We start from the raw sequence: 21182 nt of genomic DNA on the forward strand, positions 1-21182 counted from the left end.
GGACAAGGGATGAACTGATGTCGATGCGGTGGCGGGACGCCATGGACCGGGCCCTGTACGGGCCGGGTGGGTTCTTCGTCTCCGGCGCCGGGCCGGCCGCCCACTTCCGCACCAGCGTCCACGCCTCCCCCGTGTTCGCGTCGGCCCTCCTCCGGCTGGTCGAGCGGGTCGACGCCGCCCTCGGCCACCCTCCGGTGCTCTCCGTCGTCGACGTCGGCGCGGGCCGTGGGGAGCTGTTGCGGTCGCTCGCCCTGGGGGTTGCCGGGGCCTTGGCCGCCGCCCCGGTGCCGCTCGCCTCCCGGGTACGGCTCGTCGCCGTCGAGAAGGCCCCCAGACCCGTCGACCTGCCTCCCGGGATCGAGTGGGTGGACGAGATTCCGACGGGGATCACCGGGCTGCTGGTCGCCACGGAGTGGCTGGACAACGTGCCGCTCGACGTCGCCGTGCGGACGCGGGACGGCTGGCGCTACCTGCTGGTCGACCCGGCGACGGGTCAGGAGACCGTCGGCGACCCGGTCGATGCCGTTGACGCCGGGTGGCTCGACACGTGGTGGCCCGACTCCAGCCCGATCGATGCGCTGGCCGAGATTGGCCGACCCAGAGACGAAGCCTGGGCCGACGCCGTCGGCAGGATCGACCGGGGGTTGGCACTGGCCGTGGACTACGGGCACCTGAGGGCCGAGCGCCCGTTCGACGCGACGCTGACCGGGTACCGGGGTGGGCGCCAGGTGGCGCCCGTGCCGGACGGTTCCTGCGACGTAACCGCGCACGTCGCGATGGACTCGGCCGCCTCCGCCGGCGGGCGGGCCGCCCGGTGTGCGTACTCGCTGGTGTCGCAGCGGGAGGCGCTGCGGGCGCTCGGGGCCGACGGCGGCCGACCGCCGCTGAGCCTGGCCACCCGCGACCCGGCCGGCTACCTGCGGGCGCTGGCCGGCGCGTCGTCGGTGGCCGAGCTGACCGATCCGGTCGGCCTCGGCGGGCACTGGTGGCTGCGGCAACCGGTCGGCGTCGACCCGGCCGCGTTCATGGCACGATGACGGGCATGACCACGGACGCCGGCGACCTCCACGAACTGACCGTCGGCACCGGCGCCGGCCTGGTGGCGGGCACCGCCGGGGAGCAGCTGGGCACCGACATGGTGCTCAACATCGGCCCGCAGCACCCCTCCACGCACGGGGTGCTCCGGCTCAGGCTGGTGCTCGACGGCGAGCGGGTCGTCTCGGCCGAGCCGATCGTCGGCTACATGCACCGGGGCGCGGAGAAGCTCTTCGAGGTCCGCGACTACCGGCAGATCATCGTGCTGGCCAACCGGCACGACTGGCTGTCGGCGTTCTCCAACGAGCTGGGCGTGGTGCTCGCCGTCGAGCGGCTGATGGGCATGGAGGTGCCGGAGCGGGCCACCTGGCTGCGGATGGCCCTCGCCGAGCTGAACCGGGTGCTCAACCACCTGATGTTCCTCGGCTCGTACCCGCTGGAGATCGGCGCGATCACCCCGGTCTTCTACGCGTTCCGCGAGCGGGAGACCCTCCAGGCGGTGATGGAGGAGGTCTCCGGCGGCCGGATCCACTACATGTTCAACCGGGTCGGCGGCCTCAAGGAGGAGGTGCCCGCCGGCTGGACCGGCCGGGCCCGCGCCGCGATCGGCGAGGTCCGCCGGCGGATGCCGGACCTGGACCAGCTCATCCGGCGCAACGAGATCTTCCTGGCCCGCACCGTCGGGGTGGGGGTGCTCTCCGCCGCCGACGCCGCCGCGTTCGGCGCGTCCGGGCCGGTCGCCCGCGCCTCCGGCCTCGACCTCGACCTGCGCCGCGACGAGCCCTACCTGGCCTACGACCAGCTCGACGTGCCAGTGGTCACCCGCACCGCCGGGGACTGCCACGCCCGCTTCGAGGTACTGCTCGACCAGGTGTACGCCTCACTCGACCTCGCCGAGCAGTGCCTGGACCGGGTCGACCGGCTCACCGGGCCGGTGAACACCCGACTACCCAAGGTGGTCAAGGCCCCCGAGGGGCACACCTACGCCTGGACCGAGAACCCGCTCGGCATCAACGGCTACTACCTGGTGTCCCGGGGCGAGAAGACGCCGTGGCGGCTCAAGCTGCGCACCGCGTCGTACGCGAACGTGCAGGCGCTGGCCACCCTGCTCCCCGGCGCCCTGGTGCCGGACCTGATCGCCATCCTCGGCTCGATGTTCTTCGTGGTCGGCGACATCGACAAGTGACCGGCGGCTGACCGGACCGGTCAACGCCAGCGGCCACCGGCACGCGGGGAGTCGTCCTGCGGCGGGTGGCCGTACCGCTCCTCACCGCTCCACTGCTGGCGGGCGCGCGGCTCCGGCTCGGCCGCCCGCCACGAGTCGACCGGTTCCCGCTGCGCGGGCGGCCGCCACTGGTCGGCCGGCCGCTGGCCCCACGACTCCTCGGCGGGCTGCTGGCCACGCGCCGGCCCCCGCCACTCGTCCGGCACGGGCACCCCGCCGGCCGGCAGCCCCGGCCGGTCCTCCGGCTCGGCCCAGCCGCCACCCCACTGCTCGGCGGGCCGGCGCGGCTCGTCGTGGCGTACCGAGGCCCACCGGTCCTGCATGCGGAACTCGGCGCCGTCGGCGTGCACCTCCGCCCGGCGCTCACCGATCCGCACCTCACGGGCCCGCCCGTCGTCGCGCACCTCCGCCCAGCGGTCACCGGCCCGCGCCCCGGACCAGCTCTCCTCCGCCGGGTACGACCCGCCCGCCCGGTCGGCGCTGTCGTCGGCGGGGCCCGGCCAGGACCGCTCCTCGGGCTGGCCGCCCGACCAGGACCGGTCCTCACGCTGGCCGCCCGACCGCTCGTCGCGCTGGCCCGGCCAGCCCCGCTCCGCCGGCTCGGCCCGCTCCGACCAGGAGTTCTCCGCCTCCGCGGCACCCCGGGACGACTCCTCAGGATTGGGCGACCAGCGGCCGGCGTACCCGGCGTAGGCGTTGCCGACCGCCGGGTCCGCGCCGTCCACCACGGTGTGCCGGGTGGTCACGTGCACGGTCTCGGTGTGCCGCACCACCGGACGGCCGCCGGGCTCCGGGGCCGACGCCGCGCCGCGCGACTCGCGGGCCGAGCCGTACACCCCGGCCTGGCCGGCGGCGGGACGCTCCGCGCCGTACCGGCGGCCGGCCGGCTCCTCGTCGTCCCGGTCGTCGGTCGCGCGCCCCCAGGTGGCCGGGGCCTCCTCGGGCGCGGCGGCCCGCCGCCGCCCGCCCGACGCGTGGTCGTGGGCCTCCGGGGCGGGCACCCAGGCCCGGCCGGCGCTGGACGGCTCCTCGGCGACCGGGCCGGTGATCCCGGCGATTCCGGCCGCCGCCGCGTCCAGCCGGCGACGCAGCCCGGTGACCTGGTCCTCGACCCGCTGGGACCGGTCGAGCGCCTGGTTGCCGCGCTGGGCGGCGGCCACGATCTCGGCACGCAGCTCCCGGCGCAGCTGCTCCAGCTCGTCGAGGAACTCCTCGCCGCGCGGCTGGCCGCCGTCGGCGCGCAGCGCGATCGACAGGCCGATCAGGACCACGGCCATGATGGCCAGTACGGCGGCGAACCGGAGCGGGCCGTTGTTGTCGGCGACCAGCAGGATCAGCGCCGCGATGGGCGCGATCGCCACCCCTATCCAGAACAGGACGGTCAGCAGCTGGGGGTTGTGCTTTTCTGGCGCGACCGGGGCGGGCATGGCTGTGGAGCCTACCGAGAGATCCCCTGGCTGGGAACGGTCGAGAACCCGGAATCGGGACGGCAGGGGGGCTGCCGGGCGCGGCCGACGGAGTGCCCGCCGCGCCCGGAACCCGTGGTCAGCTGCTGGCGAGCGCGCCGTCTGAGGAGAGGACCAGGCCGACGCTGGCGGCGCCGGTCTTGAGCGCGTTCTTGGTCTGCGGGCCACCGGCGTCCAGCGAACTGAACGAGCCGGCCTTGAAGTCGTAGACCTGCACCAGACCCGCCTGGCACTTCGGCCGCTGCGGGCACTCCGGCGGCCCGGCCAGCACGGTCGCCTTGCCGGAGCACTTGGCCGCCAGGTCGGAGAGCGTCTTCAGGCCGTACTTGTCGGCGAACGCGCTGGTGACGGCGAAGGCGTTCTGGTCCTGGGCGGTCGACGGGGTGCCGAAGGTGATGCCCACCTTGTCGCCGGCGGCCTTCAGCGCGGCCACCGTCTTGTCCAGGTCCGGCGAGGAGACCGGGGTGGCGTTCTTGCCGTTGGCCTTGGTGTTGAGGAACTCGGCCATGGTCGCCGCGTACTCCGGGACGACCTGGATCTCGCCCTTCTCCAGGGCCGGCTCGTAGAGCTCGCGGCTGCCGATCTGCTGCACCCTGACCTGGTAACCGGCCGCGGTGAGGGCGATGTTGTAGAGCTCGGCCAGGGTCTGGCTCTCGCTGAAGTTGCCGGCGCCGACCACGAGCTGCCCGCCCGGGCCCTTGGCGATGCCGGTGGTGAGGTTGTTGACCGAGGCGAACTCCTCGGCGGCCGCCTTCGGGGTCTTGCGGTCGACGACGACGGCCTTGTTGAGCGCGATCAGCTTCGGCGTGTCCAGCGCCGCGGAGACCTTGTCCAGCGCGGCGACCAGCTGCGGGTTGGCCACGTCGGCGTTGACCGCCGGGATGACGTTGTCGGTGTCCTGGAGCTTCTTGTCGTCGTCGAGGACGACCAACTGGTCGCCGGCGACCGGGGCGCACCCGGCCCCGCTCGCGCCCTGCTCCGGCGCGTCGGTGCCGGAGGACCCCGCGTCCCCGCAGCCGGTGAGCAGACCCGCTGCCGTGATCGCGCCGACCGCGCCGACCGCCAGCCGTGTCCGTACGCGCATGGTGCCCGCCTTCCGTGTCCCGGCGCGGCCCGTGGGCCGGCCGCGTGTCCGACGGGCGATCCGATCGCCGCCCGCGACTCCAGCCAATATCCTCCGGGCCGGACCGACAAACTCTGCGCGGAGTTCGTCACCGGATTGTCATCGGCCCGCCCAGGGCGTGTGTCCTGGATCTCGTCGAGCCGGGACGAGGCCCAGACGGCGAACCGCCAACGCCGCCGGGCGTCGTCCGGGCCCGTCGCAGGCCGGTGAAGATCCGGGAGACCCCTAGTTCCCGGCGATCGCGGCCGCCGCCCGCCGATCGGCCCCGGCCCGGGCCCGCCGCAACGGGTGCGGGGTGACGGCGCGCTCGACCAGCGCCAACACCCCCTCCATCAGCAGCGCCAGCCCGGCCACCAGCACGCCGCCGGCGATGATCTGGCCGCCACCGGCCGCGATGTCCAGCCCGAAGCCGGCCCGGATGATCTGGCCGAGCCCGCCGCCGTTGACGAACGAGGCGAGCGCCGCGGTGGCGACCACCTGCACCGCGGCGGTCCGGAACCCGGCCGCCAGGTACGGCACCGCCAGCGGCAGTTCCACCCGGCGCAGCACCTGGCCCCCGGACAGCCCCATCCCCCGGGCCGCGTCCCGGGCCTCCGGGTCGGCCTGCCGCACCCCCGTGTACGCGTTGGCCAGCAGCGGCGGCACCGCGAAGACGGCCAGCGCCACCACCACGGCCGGGCGGCCGAACCCGAGGAAGGTCAGCGGCAGGATGGTCAGCAGCGCCAGGGTGGGAATCGACAGCGTGACGTTGGAGATCAGCAGGACCACCCCGCCGCCGCGGCCGGTGTGCCCGAGCCACAGCCCGACCGGCCAGGCCACCAGGCAGCCCAGCAGCACCGCGGCAGCCGACATGCTCAGGTGCTCGCCGAGCCGGTCCAGGACGCCGCCCGGGTTCGTCCAGTTCAGCGGGTCGTTGAGCCAGACCACCGCCTGTTCGACGGGATTCATGCCCGCCCTGGAGTCCGTGCCGGTCACCCGGTGCGCCCCCGCAGCCACGGCGTGAGCAGCCGGCCCACCCCGGCGAGGAGCAGGTCCAGCACCAGGGCGAGCAGGACGCAGAGCAGCGTCCCGGTCATGATCTCGGCCTTGTAGAAGTTGTTCTGGAAGCCGGCGAAGATGAGCTGCCCCAGGCCGCCGCGACCGACCACCACCCCGACCGTGACCAGCGCGACCGTCGAGACGGTCGCGAGGCGTACCCCGGTGAGGATGCCGGGCAGGGCCAGCGGCAGCTCGATCCGGAACAGCCGCGCCCAGCGGCCGTACCCCATGCCCTCGGCCGCGTCGCGGACCTCGGGGGGCACCTGGTTCAGCCCGGCCACCGCGTTGCGCACGATCACCAGCAGCGCGTACAGCACCACCACGGTGAGCACGGTGACCGCGCCGATGCCCAGGTACGGGGCGATGAAGGCGAACAGCGCCAGCGACGGGACCGTGTACAGCACACCGGCGAGTGCGAGAATCGGGCCGGCGAGGACACGGAACCAGTACGCCGCCACCGCCAGCGGGAGGGCCACCAGGGCGGCGATCAGCACCGCCCGCGCGGTAAGCGAGGCGTGCTCGCGCAGCGCGGCGAGGACCGTGTCAGAGTTGTCCCGCAAGTACTGCCAGGAGAACCACGGGTTACCCGGGGCGGCCCGGTAACTGAGGTGGAGGAACACACGTGGACGTTACCCCGGACACCACCGACGACGCCGGACACAGTGCGGCCTCGATCACCCTGGACGGCATCCGCAAGCGCTACCCGGACGGCACGGAGGCGGTGCGCGAGCTGAGCCTGGAGGTCAGGGCCGGCGAGCTGGTGGTGCTGATCGGCCCGTCAGGCTGCGGGAAGTCCACCGTGCTGCGGATGGTCAACCGGCTGATCGAGCCGACCGGCGGCCGGATCCTCCTCGGCGACGAGGACATCACCCGGGTCGACCCGGTGAAGCTGCGCCGCCGCATCGGCTACGTGATCCAGAACGTCGGGCTCTTCCCGCACCAGACGGTGCGCGCCAACGTGGGCACCGTGCCCCGGCTGCTCGGCTGGCCGAAGGAACGGATCCGCCGCCGCGCCGACGAACTGCTGGAACTGGTCGGGCTCGATCCCGCACAGTTCGGCCGCCGCTACCCGCACGAGCTCTCCGGCGGGCAGCGGCAGCGGGTCGGGGTGGCCCGGGCGCTCGCCGCCGACCCGGTGGTGCTGCTGATGGACGAGCCGTTCTCGGCGGTCGACCCGATCGTGCGGACCCGGTTGCAGGAGGAGTTCCTCCGGCTCCAGGCCGAGGTCCGCAAGACCATCGTGCTGGTCACCCACGACCTGGACGAGGCGGTCCGGCTCGGCGACCGGATCGCGGTGCTCTCCGAGGGGGGCCGGCTGGAGCAGTACGACAGCCCGGCCGCCCTGCTCGGCGCCCCCGCCTCGCCGTTCGTCCGTGAGTTCGTCGGCGCGGACCGGGGCATCCGCCGGCTGGCCGTCACCCCGCTCACCCGGGACGGGCTCGCCCCGCTGGCCGGCGCGACCGCCGACCTGCCGGCGGTGCCGCTGGGCACCTCCGCGTACGACGCGCTGGCGGCGATGCTGACGTCGGGCTCCGACGCGGTCGTGGTGACCACCGACGGCGAGCCGGTCGGCGCGCTCAGCCGGGCCCGGGTGCTCGAACTCGGGCGGACCACGGTCTGAGACCGCTCCGCCGGGCGGTCCGCCCACGGCCGGCTCCGAAGCTGACCGGGTGACCGGTCCGGCGGCTGCCGGGCCGCCCCGGCGGGGAGGTCAGGCCCGGCCGCCGAGGCTGGCGGTGCCGATGATCCAGCCGGCGAAGAAGCCGTACGTGGCCCCCGTGCCGGTGGTCTGGAAGTCGGCGAGCAGCGGCCCGTCCGAGGTCAGCAGCGCCGCCAGCAGCGTCGCGGTCGCGGCGGCGAGGACGTACGCGGCCCAGCCGGAGAAGAACTGGCTGACCGACCCCTGCACCCGGGCCACCTGCGAGGTGGGCAGCAGGTAGAGGAAGGTCGCGGCGAACACCAGCAGCAGGATGGCCCGCAGGTCGCTGGCGAGCACGCCGTGCTCGTCACCGGTGGCCTCCAGCCGCCAGGCCGGCCAGGCGAGCAGCCGCAGGAACCAGCCGCCGGCGGAGTTCGGGTCGGTGTGCCCCTCGGCCCAGTCGACGTACCACGGGCTGCCGCACACGCCGACCAGGATGAGTGCGGCCAGGGTGCCGGTGCCGGCGGCGGTGCCGTACCCGCTGACGGTCCGGGGGCGGTTGGTGAGGGCCATCCGGCGGGCAACCCTCCACCACCCGGCGGTACGACCGGTCAATGCTTCATCAGGTAGTCGATGAACGCCGCCCGCAGCAGCGGCGCCGACTCCTCGTAGCCGTGGCCGGTCAGCTCCCGCCACAGCGCCGAGGCCTCGTCGATGGTCGGACCGACCGAGTTGGGCGCCCCGTCCAGCGCGGCGGCCTCGTCGGCGTTCGGCAGGTGCCGCAGCACCGACCAGAAGAAGCCCACGTCGCGGCGCTCCCGGGCCAGCGCGAAGGCCCGCTCCCGCAGCTCCTCGGTGGAGAGCGCGTCGAGCGCGTCGAAGGTGCGGCCGGTACCGGCGGAAGGAGTCTCGCTCATGCCCGCGAGCCTAACCGGCGAGATCACGTACGGCCCGTCGGACGCGGCACACCCCGGGGCCTCACCGGTCGTCGGCGTCCCAGTGGCGCGGCCCGGTCTCCCAGCGGGGGACCTCCCACGGGTCGGGTGGGGTCCCGGTCGACTGGGCCGGCAGCGCGGGCGGCCAGTTGTCGGCCGGGCTCGGCCGGGGCAGCGACCAACCGGAGCTGATCATGCCGTCACCCGCCGGGGCGACCTCGGCCACCTCACCGGTCGCCGCGCGCGGCCGCCCGCACGCCTCGACCAGCCGGGTCACCACCAGCCCGGCGCCCAGCGCCGCCCCGCCGACCGTCCAGCGGCCGACCGTCCAGCCGTGCGCGGCGGCCCAGGCGAGGAAGACCACGACCACGACCACCGCGAGCAGGGTGCCGAAGATCCCGCCGCGCCGGCCGTACGCGCTGGTGCCGCCGAGCATCGCCACGCCGACCGCCAGCACCGTCCAGTCCAGCCCGGACGCCGGTACGACCGGGCCGGCGCCGTTGGCGGCGAGCAGCACCCCGGCCAGCATGGCGAGCACGGTGGAGCCGACCAGCGCCACGGCGGTGACCAGGGCCGCCAGCACGCCCCGGCGGCGGGCCGGGTCACTCACCGGCCGGAACCGGCCGACCACCCGCCGGACCGCCCGGATCGCGCCGAAGAGCCCACCCAGCGCGGCGACCGCCGCGAACCCGGCGAAGAGGTAGAAGGCGGTGCGGTGCGGGTCGTAGTCGGCCTGCACGGCGACCGGGGCGGTGCGTCGCTCGATGTAGACGATCACGCCCGCGGCGGCGGCCAGGCTAGCCGCCCAGCCGGGCACGTGCAGCACCACCACGGCCAGGGCCAGGGCGAGGCCGCCGACGGCGGCGGCCACCAGGGCCGGGGTGAGCGCCGTCGTGACACCCCGGTCGCCCTGCTCGGCGAAGTGCAGCGCGGCGGCCACCGCGACCGGCCCGACCGCCAGGTTCACCGCCGCGGTGCGCAGGCTCAGCCCGGCGGCGAGGGTGAGCAGGCCGAGCGCGACCACGTCGACCAGGAGGCTGCGCAGCCCGTCGCCCCGCAGCGCGTCGGCGTCCTCCCGCCCGAGCAGGAGGACCACGGCCACCAGGCCGACCAGGAGGACCATCTCCCACACCAGGTGCACGGCGACCCGGTCCCGGCCCGGCTCACCGTGCGCGGGATCGTCGAAGACGTTCTCCAGCACGGCGGCGGGCACCCCCGACGCGGGCTCCGCGGACCCGGCCCGGCCTGGTTCGTCGTACGCCATGCCGCGCGCCTCCCACGTGGCCGGCCGTCCCCGTCGACGGTCGTCTGCACTCCGGTCGCCAGGGACGGTACCTGCGCACGCGGCCGGACGTAACCCCCCTGATCAGCGGCGGGGCGGGCCGCCCTGGCGCTCGCCGGGCTCCCGGTCCTCGTCGTCCTCCTGCTCGGGGACCCGGCAGGCGCGTTCGAGCCAGAGCGCGGCGGCGGCCAGGGCGAGCGAGGCGAGCACGCCGGCGCCGGCCGCCGGGCGGTCATCGATCGCGGCGTTGGTGTGCTCGATGAAGAGCCACCCGGTCAGCCCCGCGTAGAAGCCCACGAAGATCGCCCCGGCCAGGGCGGACGCCTTGGCCAGCACCACGAACCGGGCGACCAGGATCGGGTTGACGGGCTCCCGGCCCGGCCGGCGCTCGATCCGGCTGCGGGTGTTGACCGCCGCGTACGCCTCGAGCACCGCGAGCGCGGCCAGCGTGACCACCGGCAGCCAGGGCAGGTTCGGCGCGACGTCGTAGTAGAAGGTACTGATCAGCAGCCAGGCCACCGCCGCGGCGGCGAGGGCGGCCACGACCAGCGTGGAGATCCGGGTGGGGCCCATCCGGAAGCGGTCGGGCTCGCTTCCGCGCGGGGGCTGCGCCTGGTTCATGCCGGCCGGCTCCACTCGGTCATGGGGTCGACTCTAACGCCAGATCGGGCCGTGGAGTGAGTTCCAGGGCGTCACCGGCGACCGGTTCGGCGTTGAGCAGGTCGGTCAGCCAGCCGTGCCCGGGCAGCCGCCCGTACGGCTGGATGTCGATCCACGGCCGGAGCACGAACGCCCGCAGGTGCGCGCGGGGGTGCGGCAGGGTCAGCTCGGGGTCGTCGGTGAGCACCGGCTCGTCGGCGGAGTCCCAGACGGCGATGACGTCCACGTCCAGGGTGCGCGGCCCGAACCGGCGCTCCGGGTCGCGGACGCGGCCGGCCGCCTCCTCGGCGGCCCGGGCCCGGTCCAGCCAGTCGCGGGGGGCCGCCGCCGGGTCCGCGACCAGCACCGCCGCGTTGAGGTACGCCGGCTGGTCGGCGTCCCCCCACGGTGGAGTCTCGTAGACCCCGGAGACCACCAGGACCGCGTCGCCGAGCGCGGCCACCGCCGCGCGCAGGTGGGCGAGGCGGTCGCCGAGGTTGCTGCCGAGGGAGAGCACGGCCCGGGTCATCGGGTACGCCGCATCGTCACGGCGACGTCGGCGAAGGTGTGCGGGATCGGCGCCTCGGGCTTGTGCACGGTGATCGTGGCGGCTGTGACCAGCGGCTCGGCCAGGCAGACCGCGAGCAGCCGGTCGGCGAGCGTCTCGATCAGGGCAACGGGTTCGCCGGTGATCACGGCGACCAGCCGCTCGGCCAGCTCGCCGTAGTGCACCGTGTCGGTCACCTCGTCGGAACGGGCCGCCGGGGCGAGGTCGAGTTCGAGCACCGCGTCGACGACGAACTCCTGCCCCTGGGCGCGTTCGAAGTCGTAGACGCCGTGCCGGCCGCGCGCCCGCAGGCCGGTCAGCTCGATCCGGTCGATCATCGCGCTCCCTCGTCCCGGCCGGCGTGCGCGGCGGCCCCCACCCCGGACGCGGTCACCACGCCCGCCCGCTCTCGTGCCCCACCGCGGGCGCGCCGGCCCCGCCCGTCGGGGGTGCGTGGCCGACCCGGCCGGCGGCGGGCCCGGCGACCAGGCGGGGGCGGCCGGTGGCCTGCCAGACGGCGAGCGCGTCGGCGGTGCCGCGCACGTCGTGCACGCGTACCCCCCAGGCGCCGGCGGCGACGGCCAGCAGGCTGGTGGCGGCGGTGGCCGCCTCCCGGCCGGCGGTGGGCCGCGGCTCGCCGTCGGCGTCGGCCAGCAGCCGGCCGAGGTACGACTTGCGGCTCGCCCCGAACAGCAGCGGGAAGCCGAGCGCCACCAGCTCGGGCAGGCGGGCGCTGAGCTCCCAGTTGTGCGCGGCGGTCTTGGCGAAGCCGAGGCCGGGGTCGACGATGATCCGGTCGGCGGCGACCCCGGCGGCCAGCGCCTCGTCGACCCGCTGGCCCAGCTCGGCGCGCACGTCGTCGACCACGTCGGTGTAGCTGGCCAGCTCGCGCATCCCCCGCGAGTGGCCGCGCCAGTGCATCAGCACCCAGGGGCAGCCGGCGTCGCGCACCACCCGGGCCATGTCCGGGTCGGCCAGCCCGCCGGAGACGTCGTTGACCACGGCGGCCCCGGCGGTCAGGGCCGCCTCGGCCACCAAGGCCCGGCTGGTGTCGATGCTGACCGCCACTCCCGCCGCGACCAGTTCCCGGATCACCGGCACGACCCGGGCCGCCTCGGTCGCGGCGTCGACCCGGTCGGCGCCGGGCCGGGTGGACTCGCCACCGACGTCGACCAGCGCGGCCCCCTCCTCGCGCAGTCGCACTCCGTGTGCGACGGCGGCGTCACGGTCGGCGTACCGGCCGCCGTCGGAGAAGGAGTCGGGCGTGACGTTGAGGACGCCCATCACCACCGGGGACTGCGCCCGTACCAGATCGGTCACGACTAGACGGTACCGGTCGTCCGCGCCCCGCCCGGCGGCCCCCGCCGGCCCGTCCACCACCAGGACTGACGTGCGCATTGGAACAGGTGTACGATCGGTCGTCCGGGTCGAAACGGGTCGAGTCTTCGCGGGTTGTCGCAAAGGAGGGCGGCCCGTACGCTGTGAAATTGCCCAGCATCGAGATGGCGAAGCTTGGAGGGAGGGCCCAAGCGGGAACAATCCCCCCCAAACTCACCACTCTCCGTGGTGGGTAACGAACACAGCGTCGCCGACGCTGCGCCGAGTGAACACATTTCCCGCCAGGCTTGCCTACTGCACCGCCGCGGCACCGCCGGCCGCGACATGGGGAGGTTCCAGTGATCGCCTTCGAACTCATGCAGACGGCGACGTCCGGCGTCGCGCAGGCGCTGCACACCCTGGCGACGGCGCCACTCGCCGAACCGGCCCCGAAGGGCATCATCGACACCAGCGGCGTCGTCACCTTCTTCGCCAGCAAGATCGCACCCATCCTGCTCGCCGTGCTCGGTGTCATCTTCATCGGCCGGGCCAGCCGGGGCGAGATCTCCAAGGTGCTCACCAGCTCCGCCATCGCGATCGTCGGCCTAGCCTTCATCGCCGGGGCGGCCACACTCTTCTTCGTCGGTGACTACCTGATCGACCTGATCTTCGAATAGGCCGGGCGAGACATGCGGCTGCGCACCGACGACGACATCTACCGGGCTCGCCTGGTCTACCTCGGGCCGCCCGGCTACACCCTTCCCGTCCACCTGCCGTACGCCCAGTACGGCCTGTTCATGCTGCTCGTACCCCTCTACATGTTCATCCACTGGCTGTTCACGCTGCAGGTCGAGCTCTTCCCCGCCTGGGAGATCGCGCTCGCCATCGTGAGCACCTCGTTCATCTTCCGGTACGTCGACCCGGACCGGCCGGCACGGATGGTCATCCGCACCGCGCTGACCGACTGGCGACGCACCCGGGAGCCGGCCGCCGAGCTGCGGGACCCCCGCCTGGTCGGCAGCCGGATCAGGATCCGGGAGGAACTGGCATGACCGGGCGTACGCCGATCGGGCAGTCGAACCACGCGGGTGAGGCGGTCGAATGAGTCGCTCTTCCACGCCGGGTCTCCCGGCCGGACGGCACAGTGCCACGCACGGTAACCGTGCGCAGTCACTCGACTACCCGGAGGAGGAGGTCCGGGGCGAGGAGACGTACGACCCGGCCCTGGTGACCAGTCCCGGGCACGGCGGCGTCGGCGTCTTCCAGGCCCCCCGGCCGGCGAACGGCCGGGGCGTACCGCCGGCCGAGCCGAGCACGCCGATGCTGGTCGGCGACGGCACCGACATCGACTCGCCGTTCCTCGACCTCTTCGGCGGCCCGGCCGCGCCCCCGCACCCCGGCACGCCGCCCCCGGTGTCGTCCCCGCGTCGCGGCGGTCGGGAGCACCCGCCGATCCCGCACCAGCCGGCGGCGCCGCCCGCGTCGGCCGCACCGACGCCCGCCATCGGGACGGAGACGCCCCCGGCGATCGAGGCGCCCCCGGCCGCCGACCGGCCGGTCCGCACCCGCGTCCCGCACCAGCCCGGCGACCGCCTCCCCGTGCTCCGCCCGCCGGCCGAGGCCGAGCCGGTCCCCGACCGGCCGGTGCAGGCGCCGACCCAGCGCGTGCCCCGCGGCACGCCCGCCGAACCGCTCACCGCGCGCGAGGCCACCGAACGCAGCCGCCGGGAGGCCGTCGAACGAGCCCGCCGGGAGGCCGACGAACGGGCCCGCCGGGAGGCCACCGAGCGGGCCCGCCGGGAGACCGTCGAACCGGTCCGGTCGGAGCCGGCCGAGCCGGAGTGGCCCGAGCCCGAGGAACTGCCCCGGTCGGCGCCCGCCGGGTCGGCGCGGCGCGAGGTCGACGAGCCGGCCCGCCATCCGGTGGCCGAGCCGGGCCGGCGCGAGCTCGCCGAGCCCGGGCCGCGGGAGCCGGCGGAACGGGCGTCCCGGGAGCTGGCGCCACCGCGCGAGCGGGCGGCCAGCCGGCGCGGCGCCCCCGCCAAGCCCGTCCGGGTACGCCCTCCGAAGATCAAGTTCGGCGACCGGGACCCGTCGATCGAGCTGGCGATCACCGAGATCGCCGGTCACCTGACCTTCACCCCCAACACCGTCACCGCGTGGTACTGGCTGCCCGAGGTGCGCTGGGCGTTCCGCCCGGACGCCGAACGGGAGGCGCTGCTCTCGGCGATCTCGGAGCAGTACGCCGGCCTGGCCGGGTTCCGGCTGCACCTGCGCCGCACCACCCGCCCCTTCCCGGCCGACGAGTGGGCCCGCACCATCGACGCGCACACCGCCGCGCCGCTGCCCGACGTCCCCGGCACGCCCGGCTGGGCCGACCACCTGGTCGCCGCCCAGCGGCACCTGATGTCGGTGAACCACGCCGAGGGGCAGACGTACCTCGGGGTCACCTTCGCCCGGCGCTCGCTCGGCGACTCACTCACCGAGCGGCTGCTGCGCGCCTTCGGCCGGGGCACCGCCGACGGCGAGCGCCGCAAGCTGGGCCGCACCGTCGAGCAGTTCGACGAGGTGCTGGGCGCGTTCGGCATGCGCGGCCGCCGGGTGACCGCGCAGGAGCTGGAATGGTTGCTCTACCGCTCGGTCGCGCTCTGCATGGCGCCGCCCGGCACGCTGTCCCCGGTGACCAACGGCCGGTGGGAGCGGGGCGACCTGCTCGCCCTCACCGAGCAGGTCGAGCGCTACCGCACCCCGTACGGCTCCACCGTCAAGCTGGTCAACCGGATGACCGGCGAGGAGCGGCACGTCGCGGTGCTCGCCGTCGGCCGGATGGAGCCGCTGGAGATCCCCGAGCGGCACGAGCCCTGGCTGCACTTCCACGAGCGGCTGCCCTGGCCGATGGAGATCTCCACCCGGGTGGACATCCTCGGCTCCGGCGACTCCTTCCGTAACCTCGAACACCGGCTGCGGATGATCCGCTCGCAGCAGCTCGACTACGCGGAGCACGGCATCGACGCCCCGCCCGAGCTGGAGCGACTGGCCAAGCGGGCGCTGGTGATCGGCGACGAGATGACCACCGGGCTGCCGGTCGACTCCGCCCGCGCGCACGGCTGGCACCGGATCGCCGTCGGCGGCCGGACCAGGGAGGAGTGCCTGGAACGGGCCCGCCGGCTCATCCAGCTCTACTCCCGAGAGCTGCGCATCTCGCTGCAACACCCGAAGAACCAGGACTGGCTGGCCCGCGAGTTCATCCCCGGCGAGCCGATCGCCAACACCGGGTACGTCCGCCGGATGCCGGTCAACCTACTGGCCGCCGCACTGCCACAGGCCGCCTCGACGGTCGGCGACCGCCGGGGTGACCTGATCGGTCGTACCGCCGGCACCTGCCGCCGCCCGGTCTTCCTCGACCTGCACTTCCCGATGGAGGTCCGGGAACGCTCCGGCCTGGCGGTCTTCGTCGCCGAGCCGGGCGGTGGCAAGTCGACCCTGCTCGGCGCCCTGGGCTACCTGGCCGCGCGGCGCGGGGTGCAGGTGACCCTGCTGGACCCGTCCGGCCCGCTGGCCCGGCTCTGTGCGATGCCCGAGTTGCGACCGTACTCCCGGGTGCTCAACCTGACCGGGTCGGAGCACGGGACGCTGGCGCCGTACTCGCTCATCCCCACCCCGCTGCGCAGCGAGTTCGGCAGCGGCGCGGGGGGTGACCGGGAGTTCGAGATCGCGATCTCCAACGCCCGGGCCGAGCGCCGGATGCTGGTGCAGGACATCTGCATGATGCTGGTGCCGCCGCAGGTGGCCCGCGAGGCGTCCACCGCGACCCTGTTCCGGCACGCCGTACGCCAGGTGCCGGCGGAGGAGACCTCCACCCTGGACGATGTGGTCGCCTGCCTGCAGGGGATGGCCGACGACGCCGGCCGGGAGCTGGCCAACCTGCTGCTCGACACCGCCGAGATGCCGCTGGCGATGCTCTTCTTCGGCCGCCCGCCGGAGGGGCTGCTCGGCGCCGACGCGGCGCTCACCGTGATCACCATGGCCGGCCTCCGGCTCCCCGACCTCAAGATCGAGCGGGAGTACTGGTCCGCCGAGGAGGCGCTGGCCCTGCCGATGCTGCACACCGCGCACCGCCTCGCCGTGCGCCGCTGCTACGGCGGGTCGATGTCGTCGCGCAAGCTGGTCGGCCTGGACGAGGCGCACTTCATGGAGGGCTGGCGCTCCGGCCGGTCGTTCCTGGTCCGGCTCGCCCGGGACTCCCGCAAGTGGAACCTCGCCGCGCTGGTCGCCTCGCAGAACCCCAAGGACATCCTCGGCCTCGACGTGCAGAACCTCGTCTCCACCGTCTTCGTCGGGCGGATCGCCGAGGACGCCGAGATCGCCTCCGAGGCGTTGCGGCTGCTGCGGGTGCCGGTCGACGACGGGTACGAGGCCACCCTGGCCTCGCTCTCCGCAGTGGACGCCACCTCGGCGGACCGGCTCGGCTTCCGCGAGTTCGTCATGCGCGACGTGGACGGCCGGGTGCAGAAGGTCCGGGTCGACGTGTCGTACGTCGAGGGGCTGCTGCAACACCTGGACACCACCCCCGCTGCGGTCGCCCAGGCGGCCGGGCAGCTGCCGACCGTCCTGGCTGACCTGGAGGCGTGACATGGCGAGGGCCCGGGCACGGATCGCGGCGCTCCTCCTCGCGCTCGGCGTACTCGCCGGTGCCACGATCGCCTGGCCGGTGGTCGGGGCCACCCCGGCCACCGCGGCCCCGCCGGTGACGGCCCAGGCAGCGGCGGAGCTGTGCAGCACCAAGGAGTGGCAGGCGGACTTCCGCGCCTGCGTCGCCAAACTGCAGAAGGTCAGCGAGAACGAGATCACCTGCCGGAAGCCGCCGGTCGCCTCCGCACCGGACTCCGGTCTCGCCGGCTGGTTCGCCTCTCGGCCGGACTCGTCCAAGCTGCCCGGCCCGAAGGGCCTCTACAGCGACTACGGCTACGCCGGTTACAGCTTCAACACCTACGACGTCGAGGGTGGCTGCGCCTCGACGGTGCTGCACCCGGACTACAAGTTCACCACGACGGTCGCCAACGGCGAGTTCATGTTCGCCACGTCGATCATCGGCGCCTCGAACGCGCTTCGCGAACGGGCGTGGGACCCGGGCTCGATGTGGGGCTGGGCCGACCCCCTGGTCGAGAAGGCGACCAAGTCCGTCTACCAGAAGGTGTTCAGCGTCTTCGGCATCGTCACGCTCTGCGTGGTGGGCCTCTACCTGCTCTGGCGCTCCCGCCAGTCGGACATGAGCAACGCGATGACCACGGCCGGCTGGGCCCTGCTGGTGATGGTCGCGGTGACCGCCCTGGCCGCCTGGCCGGTGAAGTCCGCCAACATCGCCGACGGCACGCTCATCACCACTCTCGGCGTCGTACACGACGCGGTGGGTCCGGCTTCGAGAGACATTCCGGCCGACAAGTGCGTGCTTCCGAACCCCGACGCCTGCGTGGACAAGCGGCCGCCTGCGGTTCGTGCCAGCGACACCGCTACCGAGTCGATGCTCTACCGCAACTGGCTGCGCGGGGTGCTGGGGTCGGCGGACAGCGAGACCGCCAAGAGGTACGGCCCGGTCCTCTACGACGCCAAATCGCTCTCCTGGGGTGAGTCGCAGTCCATTCGCGCCAATCCCGCCACTCGTGAAGTGGTCGTGAAGGCCAAGCAGCAGCAGTGGATGACCGTGGCCGATCAGATCAAGAAGGAGGACCCGGAGGCGTACGAGTACCTCACCGGTGCCCGGGACATGGACCGGATCGGTTCCGGCTTCATCGCCGTGCTGGCCTCACTGCTCTTCGCGATGTTCGACCTGACCGCGTCGCTGCTGGTGCTGCTCGGCTTCCTGATCTTCCGATGGGCGGTGATCGCGGCACCGATCCTCGGTACGGTCGGCCTGCTACGGCCGGCCAGTGCCGGGCTGCGCCGGCTCGGGAACGCGGTGGTCGCCGCCCTCTTCAACATCGCCATCTTCGGCACCGGGGCCGCGATCTACCTCTTCGCGGTGGACCTGATCATGAGCACTCCCACCCTGCCGGGCTGGCTGCAGGTGGTGCTGGTCTGGCTCTGCGGTGTGGTCGGCTGGCTGCTGCTGCGCCCGTACCGCCGGATCACCCAGCTCGGCGGCAAGGACAGCAGCGAGGCGGTCAGCTCGGCCGGCTCCTGGCACCGTCGCTTCTTCCGCGACATGCGCATCGCCGCGAGGCTCGACGTGGTGGAGCCGGGGGGCACGGCCGAGCCGGCCGTGTCCCGGCGGCGCGGGCTGGCGCTGGAGCCGTCGAACCTGCGCCCGGAGGCCCGGCGTGAGGACCCGTCGCACTCCTCCACCACGCCCACCGGGCGGGAGCGGCCGGACGGCCGGGAGCGCGCGGAGGCGGACCCACCGGAGGTGCGGTCCGGTGACGGCGGGCGGACCACCGCGCCGCGTCCACGCCGTCGGCAGCCGGCGACCTGGACGGAGCCGGACGTGCCCGAGGAGTCGCCGTCCTTCGTGGTCTACCGACCCGACTCGGCGGAGCGCGCGCCGGCCAGCACCAGACCCAGCCCCCGGGCGCGCTCCGAGGCACGGTGACGGCCATGCGGCGAGCGATCGAGTTCCTGGTCACCCGGGTCCTGCGGTCCCGGGTCGGCATCGCGCTCGCGATCGCCGTGCTGGTCTTCGGGGTGATCGGGGCCGCCCGCCTGGTCACCGGCCCCGTCGACCCGGCGACCGGGCTCAGCAACCGCCCACGCGAACCCATCACCACCGTGGACCCCGCGGAGGGCGACGACGGCGTCGTCGCCACGCCGGTGCCACCGTCGCCGAGGACGCGTCCCGGCGAACTGACCGCCGAGCAGACCGCGGAGCGGTTCGCGAGGGCATGGCTCGGTGGGCCCGCCACCACGGCGGAGAAGTGGCAGTCGGATCTGCGTCCGCTGTCCACGGCGGGGCTCACCGAGAAGCTGACGGGCGCCGACCCGTCCGGCGTGCCGGCGGAGAAGGTGACCGGGAAGCTGACTCTCCGGCCGCGCACGGAGGCCTTCGCGGAGGTGCTGCTCCCGTTGGAGACCGGGCGGCTCCGGCTCGAGTTGGTGGCGCCGGACGGGCGCTGGTTGGTGGACGCCGTGGACTGGGAGCGGGAATGACTGCCGAGCTGCCGGGGGTGGGCCAGCCGCCCCGTCGCCGACTCCGGATCGGCGCCCTGGTCACCGCGCTGACCGCCACCTTCGCCCTGCTGTGCTGCGGCGGCGGCACGGCGGCCTTCTTCCTGACCGATCTCGGCGGCGACGACCAGAGCCTGGTCGCCTCGGAACAGACGTGCGGCGAGGACCACCGGGTCAACGTCACCGGCAGGATGCCGCGCATGTCCGACTACGGCGACAGCCAGCTGCGTAACGCCGCCGTCATCATCAAGGTCGGGCAGGACATGAAGGTGCCACCCCGTGGCTGGGTGATCGCGGTGGCGACCGCGATGCAGGAGTCGGCCCTGCGCAACCTGGCGAACAGCACCGTCGCCGGATCCCGCCGGATCCCCAACGAGGGGGTCGGGCGCGACCACGACTCGGTCGGCCTGTTCCAGCAGCGCGCCGGGTGGGGCAGCGTCTCGCAGCGGATGAGCCCGGACCACGCGGCCCGCAAGTTCTACGAGAAGCTACTCAAGGTCGACGGCTGGGAACGGCTCCCGCTGACCCTCGCCGCCCAGCGGGTCCAGATCAGCGCCTATCCCGACGCGTACGCCAAGCACGAGGACACCGCCAGCCAGATCGTAAACGCGCTGGCCAAGGGTGCCGCCCAGACGGTGCAGATCGCCGGCAAGGCCGTCTGCGACCAGGCGTCCGCCGAGACGATCGCCGCCTCCGGGTGGACGGCGCCGATTCGCGGCGGAGTCGGCTCCGGCTTCCGGACCGCGAGCCGACCGCAACACAACGGGGTGGACATCGCCGCGCCGAAGGGGACGACGCCGATCCACGCCGCGGCCACCGGTCGGGTGCTGGTGGCCCGCTGCGACCCCGACCACCGGGGTCGGCTCGACTGCGACGTGGACGGCTACCCCGGCAAGGGCGGCTGCGGCTGGTTCGTCGACATCCTGCACGCCGGCGGGTATATCTCCCGCTACTGCCACATGGCCGAGAAGCCACTGGTCGTCCCCGGTCAGGAGGTGCGGGCCGGCGAGGTGATCGGACGGGTGGGCAGCAGCGGCAACTCTTCCGGTCCGCACCTGCACTTCGAGGTGCACCGGGACGGCGACCGCAGCTCCGGTGGGTCGATCGACCCGGTGCCGTTCATGCGGCAGCGGGGCGCGCCCCTGAACGGCTCGAGCGCGAGGCAAGCGGAACGATGACCGGTCCGCTGCCGGATCCCTTCGCCGGCCAGCCCGACTGGGCGCCGCTGACACCCCGGCCGGTCGAGATCGTGCCCGCCACCGGGCGGGTCGAACTGCGCGGCCGGCGGGTGCTGGTCGGGCTGCCGGGCCGGGGCTGGCGAGGCGACCTGCGGGCCGACGAACGGGTGGTGCAGGGCAGCCGCACCTACGTACCCGTGATCCCCGAGCACGAGTGGTACCGGGCCGAGTCCGACCAGGTCGAGGTCTTCGCGCCGTTGATCCCCGTGGAGCGGGTCTGGGTCGAGACGCTCGGCGAGCGCCCGTCGCCGGGAACGGCCGTCCGCGAGCAGGGCATCCGGCTGGTCTCGCTGGACGAGCCGGCACACCGGGCACCGACGCCGGTCTTCGAGGCGGACGCGATCAGCGGTCGACGGGTGGTGCACGTCGAGGACTCGGTCGAGCATCGGGACCTGCGCGCGGTGACCGAGACCTACTCCGGCGCCGACGGCGACATCTGCGTCCGGGTCACCCCGGAACTGGAGTGGTACCGGTGGGCCTGGCGCGGGCAGCCACCGACCACACTGGAGGTACCGGTGCACCTGTTGTGGATCGAGTGAG

At 74.2% G+C, this 21182-nt stretch carries 21 protein-coding genes; 10 read left to right on the forward strand and 11 right to left on the reverse strand.

The genetic code is table 11. The features are described from left to right. Positions 1–17: 17 nt before the first annotated feature. Both AB0I41_RS04385 and AB0I41_RS04390 read left to right on the forward strand, forming a co-directional pair. A complete protein-coding gene (locus AB0I41_RS04385) occupies positions 18–1037 on the forward strand; it encodes an SAM-dependent methyltransferase (RefSeq protein WP_357101729.1) in 1020 nt (339 codons plus the stop codon). Then, entirely contained in the window at positions 1034–2221 is a 1188-nt protein-coding gene (locus AB0I41_RS04390; RefSeq protein WP_357101731.1) for an NADH-quinone oxidoreductase subunit D, read from the forward strand. The genes AB0I41_RS04385 and AB0I41_RS04390 overlap by 4 nt, the downstream gene beginning before the upstream one ends. A gap of 20 nt (positions 2222–2241) precedes the next feature. On the opposite strand, the gene AB0I41_RS04395 is transcribed toward AB0I41_RS04390, so the two are convergent. The 4 genes from AB0I41_RS04395 to AB0I41_RS04410 form a co-directional block, all read right to left on the reverse strand. Next, entirely contained in the window at positions 2242–3687 is a 1446-nt protein-coding gene (locus AB0I41_RS04395; RefSeq protein WP_357101733.1) for a hypothetical protein, read from the reverse strand. A 118-nt stretch (positions 3688–3805) separates the two neighbouring features. Next, positions 3806–4810, reverse strand: a complete 1005-nt coding sequence (locus AB0I41_RS04400; protein WP_357101735.1) for a glycine betaine ABC transporter substrate-binding protein — start codon at positions 4808–4810, stop codon at positions 3806–3808. A gap of 264 nt (positions 4811–5074) precedes the next feature. Then, the gene (locus AB0I41_RS04405; RefSeq protein WP_357102093.1) at positions 5075–5797 is read right to left on the reverse strand and encodes an ABC transporter permease subunit; all 723 of its coding nucleotides are present in this window, start codon (positions 5795–5797) and stop codon (positions 5075–5077) included. A gap of 23 nt (positions 5798–5820) precedes the next feature. Further along, positions 5821–6507, reverse strand: a complete 687-nt coding sequence (locus tag AB0I41_RS04410) for an ABC transporter permease (RefSeq protein ID WP_357101737.1) — start codon at positions 6505–6507, stop codon at positions 5821–5823. Between the two features lie 2 nt (positions 6508–6509). On the opposite strand from AB0I41_RS04410, the gene AB0I41_RS04415 reads away from it, so the two are divergent. Then, complete coding sequence (locus tag AB0I41_RS04415; RefSeq protein ID WP_357101740.1) at positions 6510–7508, forward strand: ATP-binding cassette domain-containing protein; 999 nt, start codon at positions 6510–6512, stop codon at positions 7506–7508. Positions 7509–7598: 90 nt separating this feature from the next. Here the strand turns inward: AB0I41_RS04415 and AB0I41_RS04420 are convergent, their stop codons facing one another. From AB0I41_RS04420 to folP, 7 genes are all read right to left on the reverse strand, one after another. After that, on the reverse strand, positions 7599–8099 hold the full coding sequence (locus tag AB0I41_RS04420; protein ID WP_357101741.1) for a hypothetical protein: 501 nt from the start codon (positions 8097–8099) through the stop codon (positions 7599–7601). Between the two features lie 38 nt (positions 8100–8137). After that, positions 8138–8443 carry a hypothetical protein gene (locus AB0I41_RS04425; RefSeq protein ID WP_357101742.1) on the reverse strand — a complete coding sequence of 102 codons (306 nt, stop codon included), beginning with the start codon at positions 8441–8443 and terminating at the stop codon, positions 8138–8140. Positions 8444–8504: 61 nt separating this feature from the next. Continuing rightward, a complete protein-coding gene (locus AB0I41_RS04430; protein WP_357101743.1) occupies positions 8505–9725 on the reverse strand; it encodes an ABC transporter permease in 1221 nt (406 codons plus the stop codon). Positions 9726–9827: 102 nt separating this feature from the next. Beyond that, the gene (locus AB0I41_RS04435) at positions 9828–10364 is read right to left on the reverse strand and encodes a DUF3180 domain-containing protein (protein WP_357101744.1); all 537 of its coding nucleotides are present in this window, start codon (positions 10362–10364) and stop codon (positions 9828–9830) included. Between the two features lie 19 nt (positions 10365–10383). Further along, complete coding sequence (folK, locus tag AB0I41_RS04440; RefSeq protein WP_357101746.1) at positions 10384–10911, reverse strand: 2-amino-4-hydroxy-6-hydroxymethyldihydropteridine diphosphokinase; 528 nt, start codon at positions 10909–10911, stop codon at positions 10384–10386. Then, positions 10908–11267 (reverse strand): dihydroneopterin aldolase, encoded by a 360-nt coding sequence (folB, locus tag AB0I41_RS04445; protein ID WP_357101748.1) that lies wholly within the window; start codon positions 11265–11267, stop codon positions 10908–10910. The genes folK and folB overlap by 4 nt, the downstream gene beginning before the upstream one ends. A 52-nt stretch (positions 11268–11319) precedes the next feature. Then, positions 11320–12249, reverse strand: coding sequence for a dihydropteroate synthase (gene folP / locus AB0I41_RS04450; RefSeq protein ID WP_357101750.1), 930 nt, complete (start codon positions 12247–12249; stop codon positions 11320–11322). 356 nt (positions 12250–12605) lie between these two features. Here folP and AB0I41_RS04455 point away from each other — a divergent pair, with 356 nt between their 5' ends. Genes AB0I41_RS04455 through AB0I41_RS04485 form a run of 7 tightly spaced genes read left to right on the forward strand, consistent with a single transcriptional unit; the run spans position 12606 to position 21181 of the window. Continuing rightward, positions 12606–12923 carry a hypothetical protein gene (locus AB0I41_RS04455; protein WP_357101752.1) on the forward strand — a complete coding sequence of 106 codons (318 nt, stop codon included), beginning with the start codon at positions 12606–12608 and terminating at the stop codon, positions 12921–12923. A gap of 12 nt (positions 12924–12935) precedes the next feature. Continuing rightward, positions 12936–13298 (forward strand): hypothetical protein, encoded by a 363-nt coding sequence (locus tag AB0I41_RS04460; RefSeq protein WP_067302246.1) that lies wholly within the window; start codon positions 12936–12938, stop codon positions 13296–13298. A gap of 49 nt (positions 13299–13347) precedes the next feature. Then, positions 13348–16878 (forward strand): ATP-binding protein, encoded by a 3531-nt coding sequence (locus AB0I41_RS04465; protein ID WP_357101754.1) that lies wholly within the window; start codon positions 13348–13350, stop codon positions 16876–16878. Position 16879: 1 nt separating this feature from the next. After that, a complete protein-coding gene (locus AB0I41_RS04470; RefSeq protein WP_357101757.1) occupies positions 16880–18832 on the forward strand; it encodes an MFS transporter in 1953 nt (650 codons plus the stop codon). Beyond that, positions 18829–19386, forward strand: a complete 558-nt coding sequence (locus tag AB0I41_RS04475; protein WP_357101759.1) for a hypothetical protein — start codon at positions 18829–18831, stop codon at positions 19384–19386. The genes AB0I41_RS04470 and AB0I41_RS04475 overlap by 4 nt, the downstream gene beginning before the upstream one ends. Beyond that, positions 19383–20582 (forward strand): M23 family metallopeptidase, encoded by a 1200-nt coding sequence (locus AB0I41_RS04480; protein ID WP_357101761.1) that lies wholly within the window; start codon positions 19383–19385, stop codon positions 20580–20582. The genes AB0I41_RS04475 and AB0I41_RS04480 overlap by 4 nt, the downstream gene beginning before the upstream one ends. Then, complete coding sequence (locus AB0I41_RS04485) at positions 20579–21181, forward strand: hypothetical protein (protein WP_357101763.1); 603 nt, start codon at positions 20579–20581, stop codon at positions 21179–21181. The genes AB0I41_RS04480 and AB0I41_RS04485 overlap by 4 nt, the downstream gene beginning before the upstream one ends. The last annotated feature ends 1 nt before the right edge of the window (position 21182 follow it).

It is taken from the genome of Micromonospora sp. NPDC050200, assembly GCF_040656135.1.
Classification (GTDB): Bacteria; Actinomycetota; Actinomycetes; order Mycobacteriales; family Micromonosporaceae; genus Micromonospora.

Bases quoted from the DNA above. Each gene is read 5' to 3' on its own strand.
- AB0I41_RS04400 (WP_357101735.1), bottom strand. From the start codon at position 4,810: ATGCGCGTACGGACACGGCTGGCGGTCGGCGCGGTCGGCGCGATCACG.
- AB0I41_RS04485 (WP_357101763.1), top strand. From the start codon at position 20,579: ATGACCGGTCCGCTGCCGGATCCCTTCGCCGGCCAGCCCGACTGGGCG.
- AB0I41_RS04460 (WP_067302246.1), top strand. From the start codon at position 12,936: ATGCGGCTGCGCACCGACGACGACATCTACCGGGCTCGCCTGGTCTAC.
- AB0I41_RS04385 (WP_357101729.1), top strand. From the start codon at position 18: ATGTCGATGCGGTGGCGGGACGCCATGGACCGGGCCCTGTACGGGCCG.
- AB0I41_RS04420 (WP_357101741.1), bottom strand. From the start codon at position 8,099: ATGGCCCTCACCAACCGCCCCCGGACCGTCAGCGGGTACGGCACCGCC.
- AB0I41_RS04405 (WP_357102093.1), bottom strand. From the start codon at position 5,797: ATGAATCCCGTCGAACAGGCGGTGGTCTGGCTCAACGACCCGCTGAAC.
- folB (WP_357101748.1), bottom strand. From the start codon at position 11,267: ATGATCGACCGGATCGAGCTGACCGGCCTGCGGGCGCGCGGCCGGCAC.
- folK (WP_357101746.1), bottom strand. From the start codon at position 10,911: ATGACCCGGGCCGTGCTCTCCCTCGGCAGCAACCTCGGCGACCGCCTC.
- AB0I41_RS04425 (WP_357101742.1), bottom strand. From the start codon at position 8,443: ATGAGCGAGACTCCTTCCGCCGGTACCGGCCGCACCTTCGACGCGCTC.
- AB0I41_RS04390 (WP_357101731.1), top strand. From the start codon at position 1,034: ATGACGGGCATGACCACGGACGCCGGCGACCTCCACGAACTGACCGTC.
- AB0I41_RS04480 (WP_357101761.1), top strand. From the start codon at position 19,383: ATGACTGCCGAGCTGCCGGGGGTGGGCCAGCCGCCCCGTCGCCGACTC.
- AB0I41_RS04470 (WP_357101757.1), top strand. From the start codon at position 16,880: ATGGCGAGGGCCCGGGCACGGATCGCGGCGCTCCTCCTCGCGCTCGGC.
- AB0I41_RS04435 (WP_357101744.1), bottom strand. From the start codon at position 10,364: ATGAACCAGGCGCAGCCCCCGCGCGGAAGCGAGCCCGACCGCTTCCGG.
- AB0I41_RS04465 (WP_357101754.1), top strand. From the start codon at position 13,348: ATGAGTCGCTCTTCCACGCCGGGTCTCCCGGCCGGACGGCACAGTGCC.
- AB0I41_RS04430 (WP_357101743.1), bottom strand. From the start codon at position 9,725: ATGGCGTACGACGAACCAGGCCGGGCCGGGTCCGCGGAGCCCGCGTCG.
- AB0I41_RS04395 (WP_357101733.1), bottom strand. From the start codon at position 3,687: ATGCCCGCCCCGGTCGCGCCAGAAAAGCACAACCCCCAGCTGCTGACC.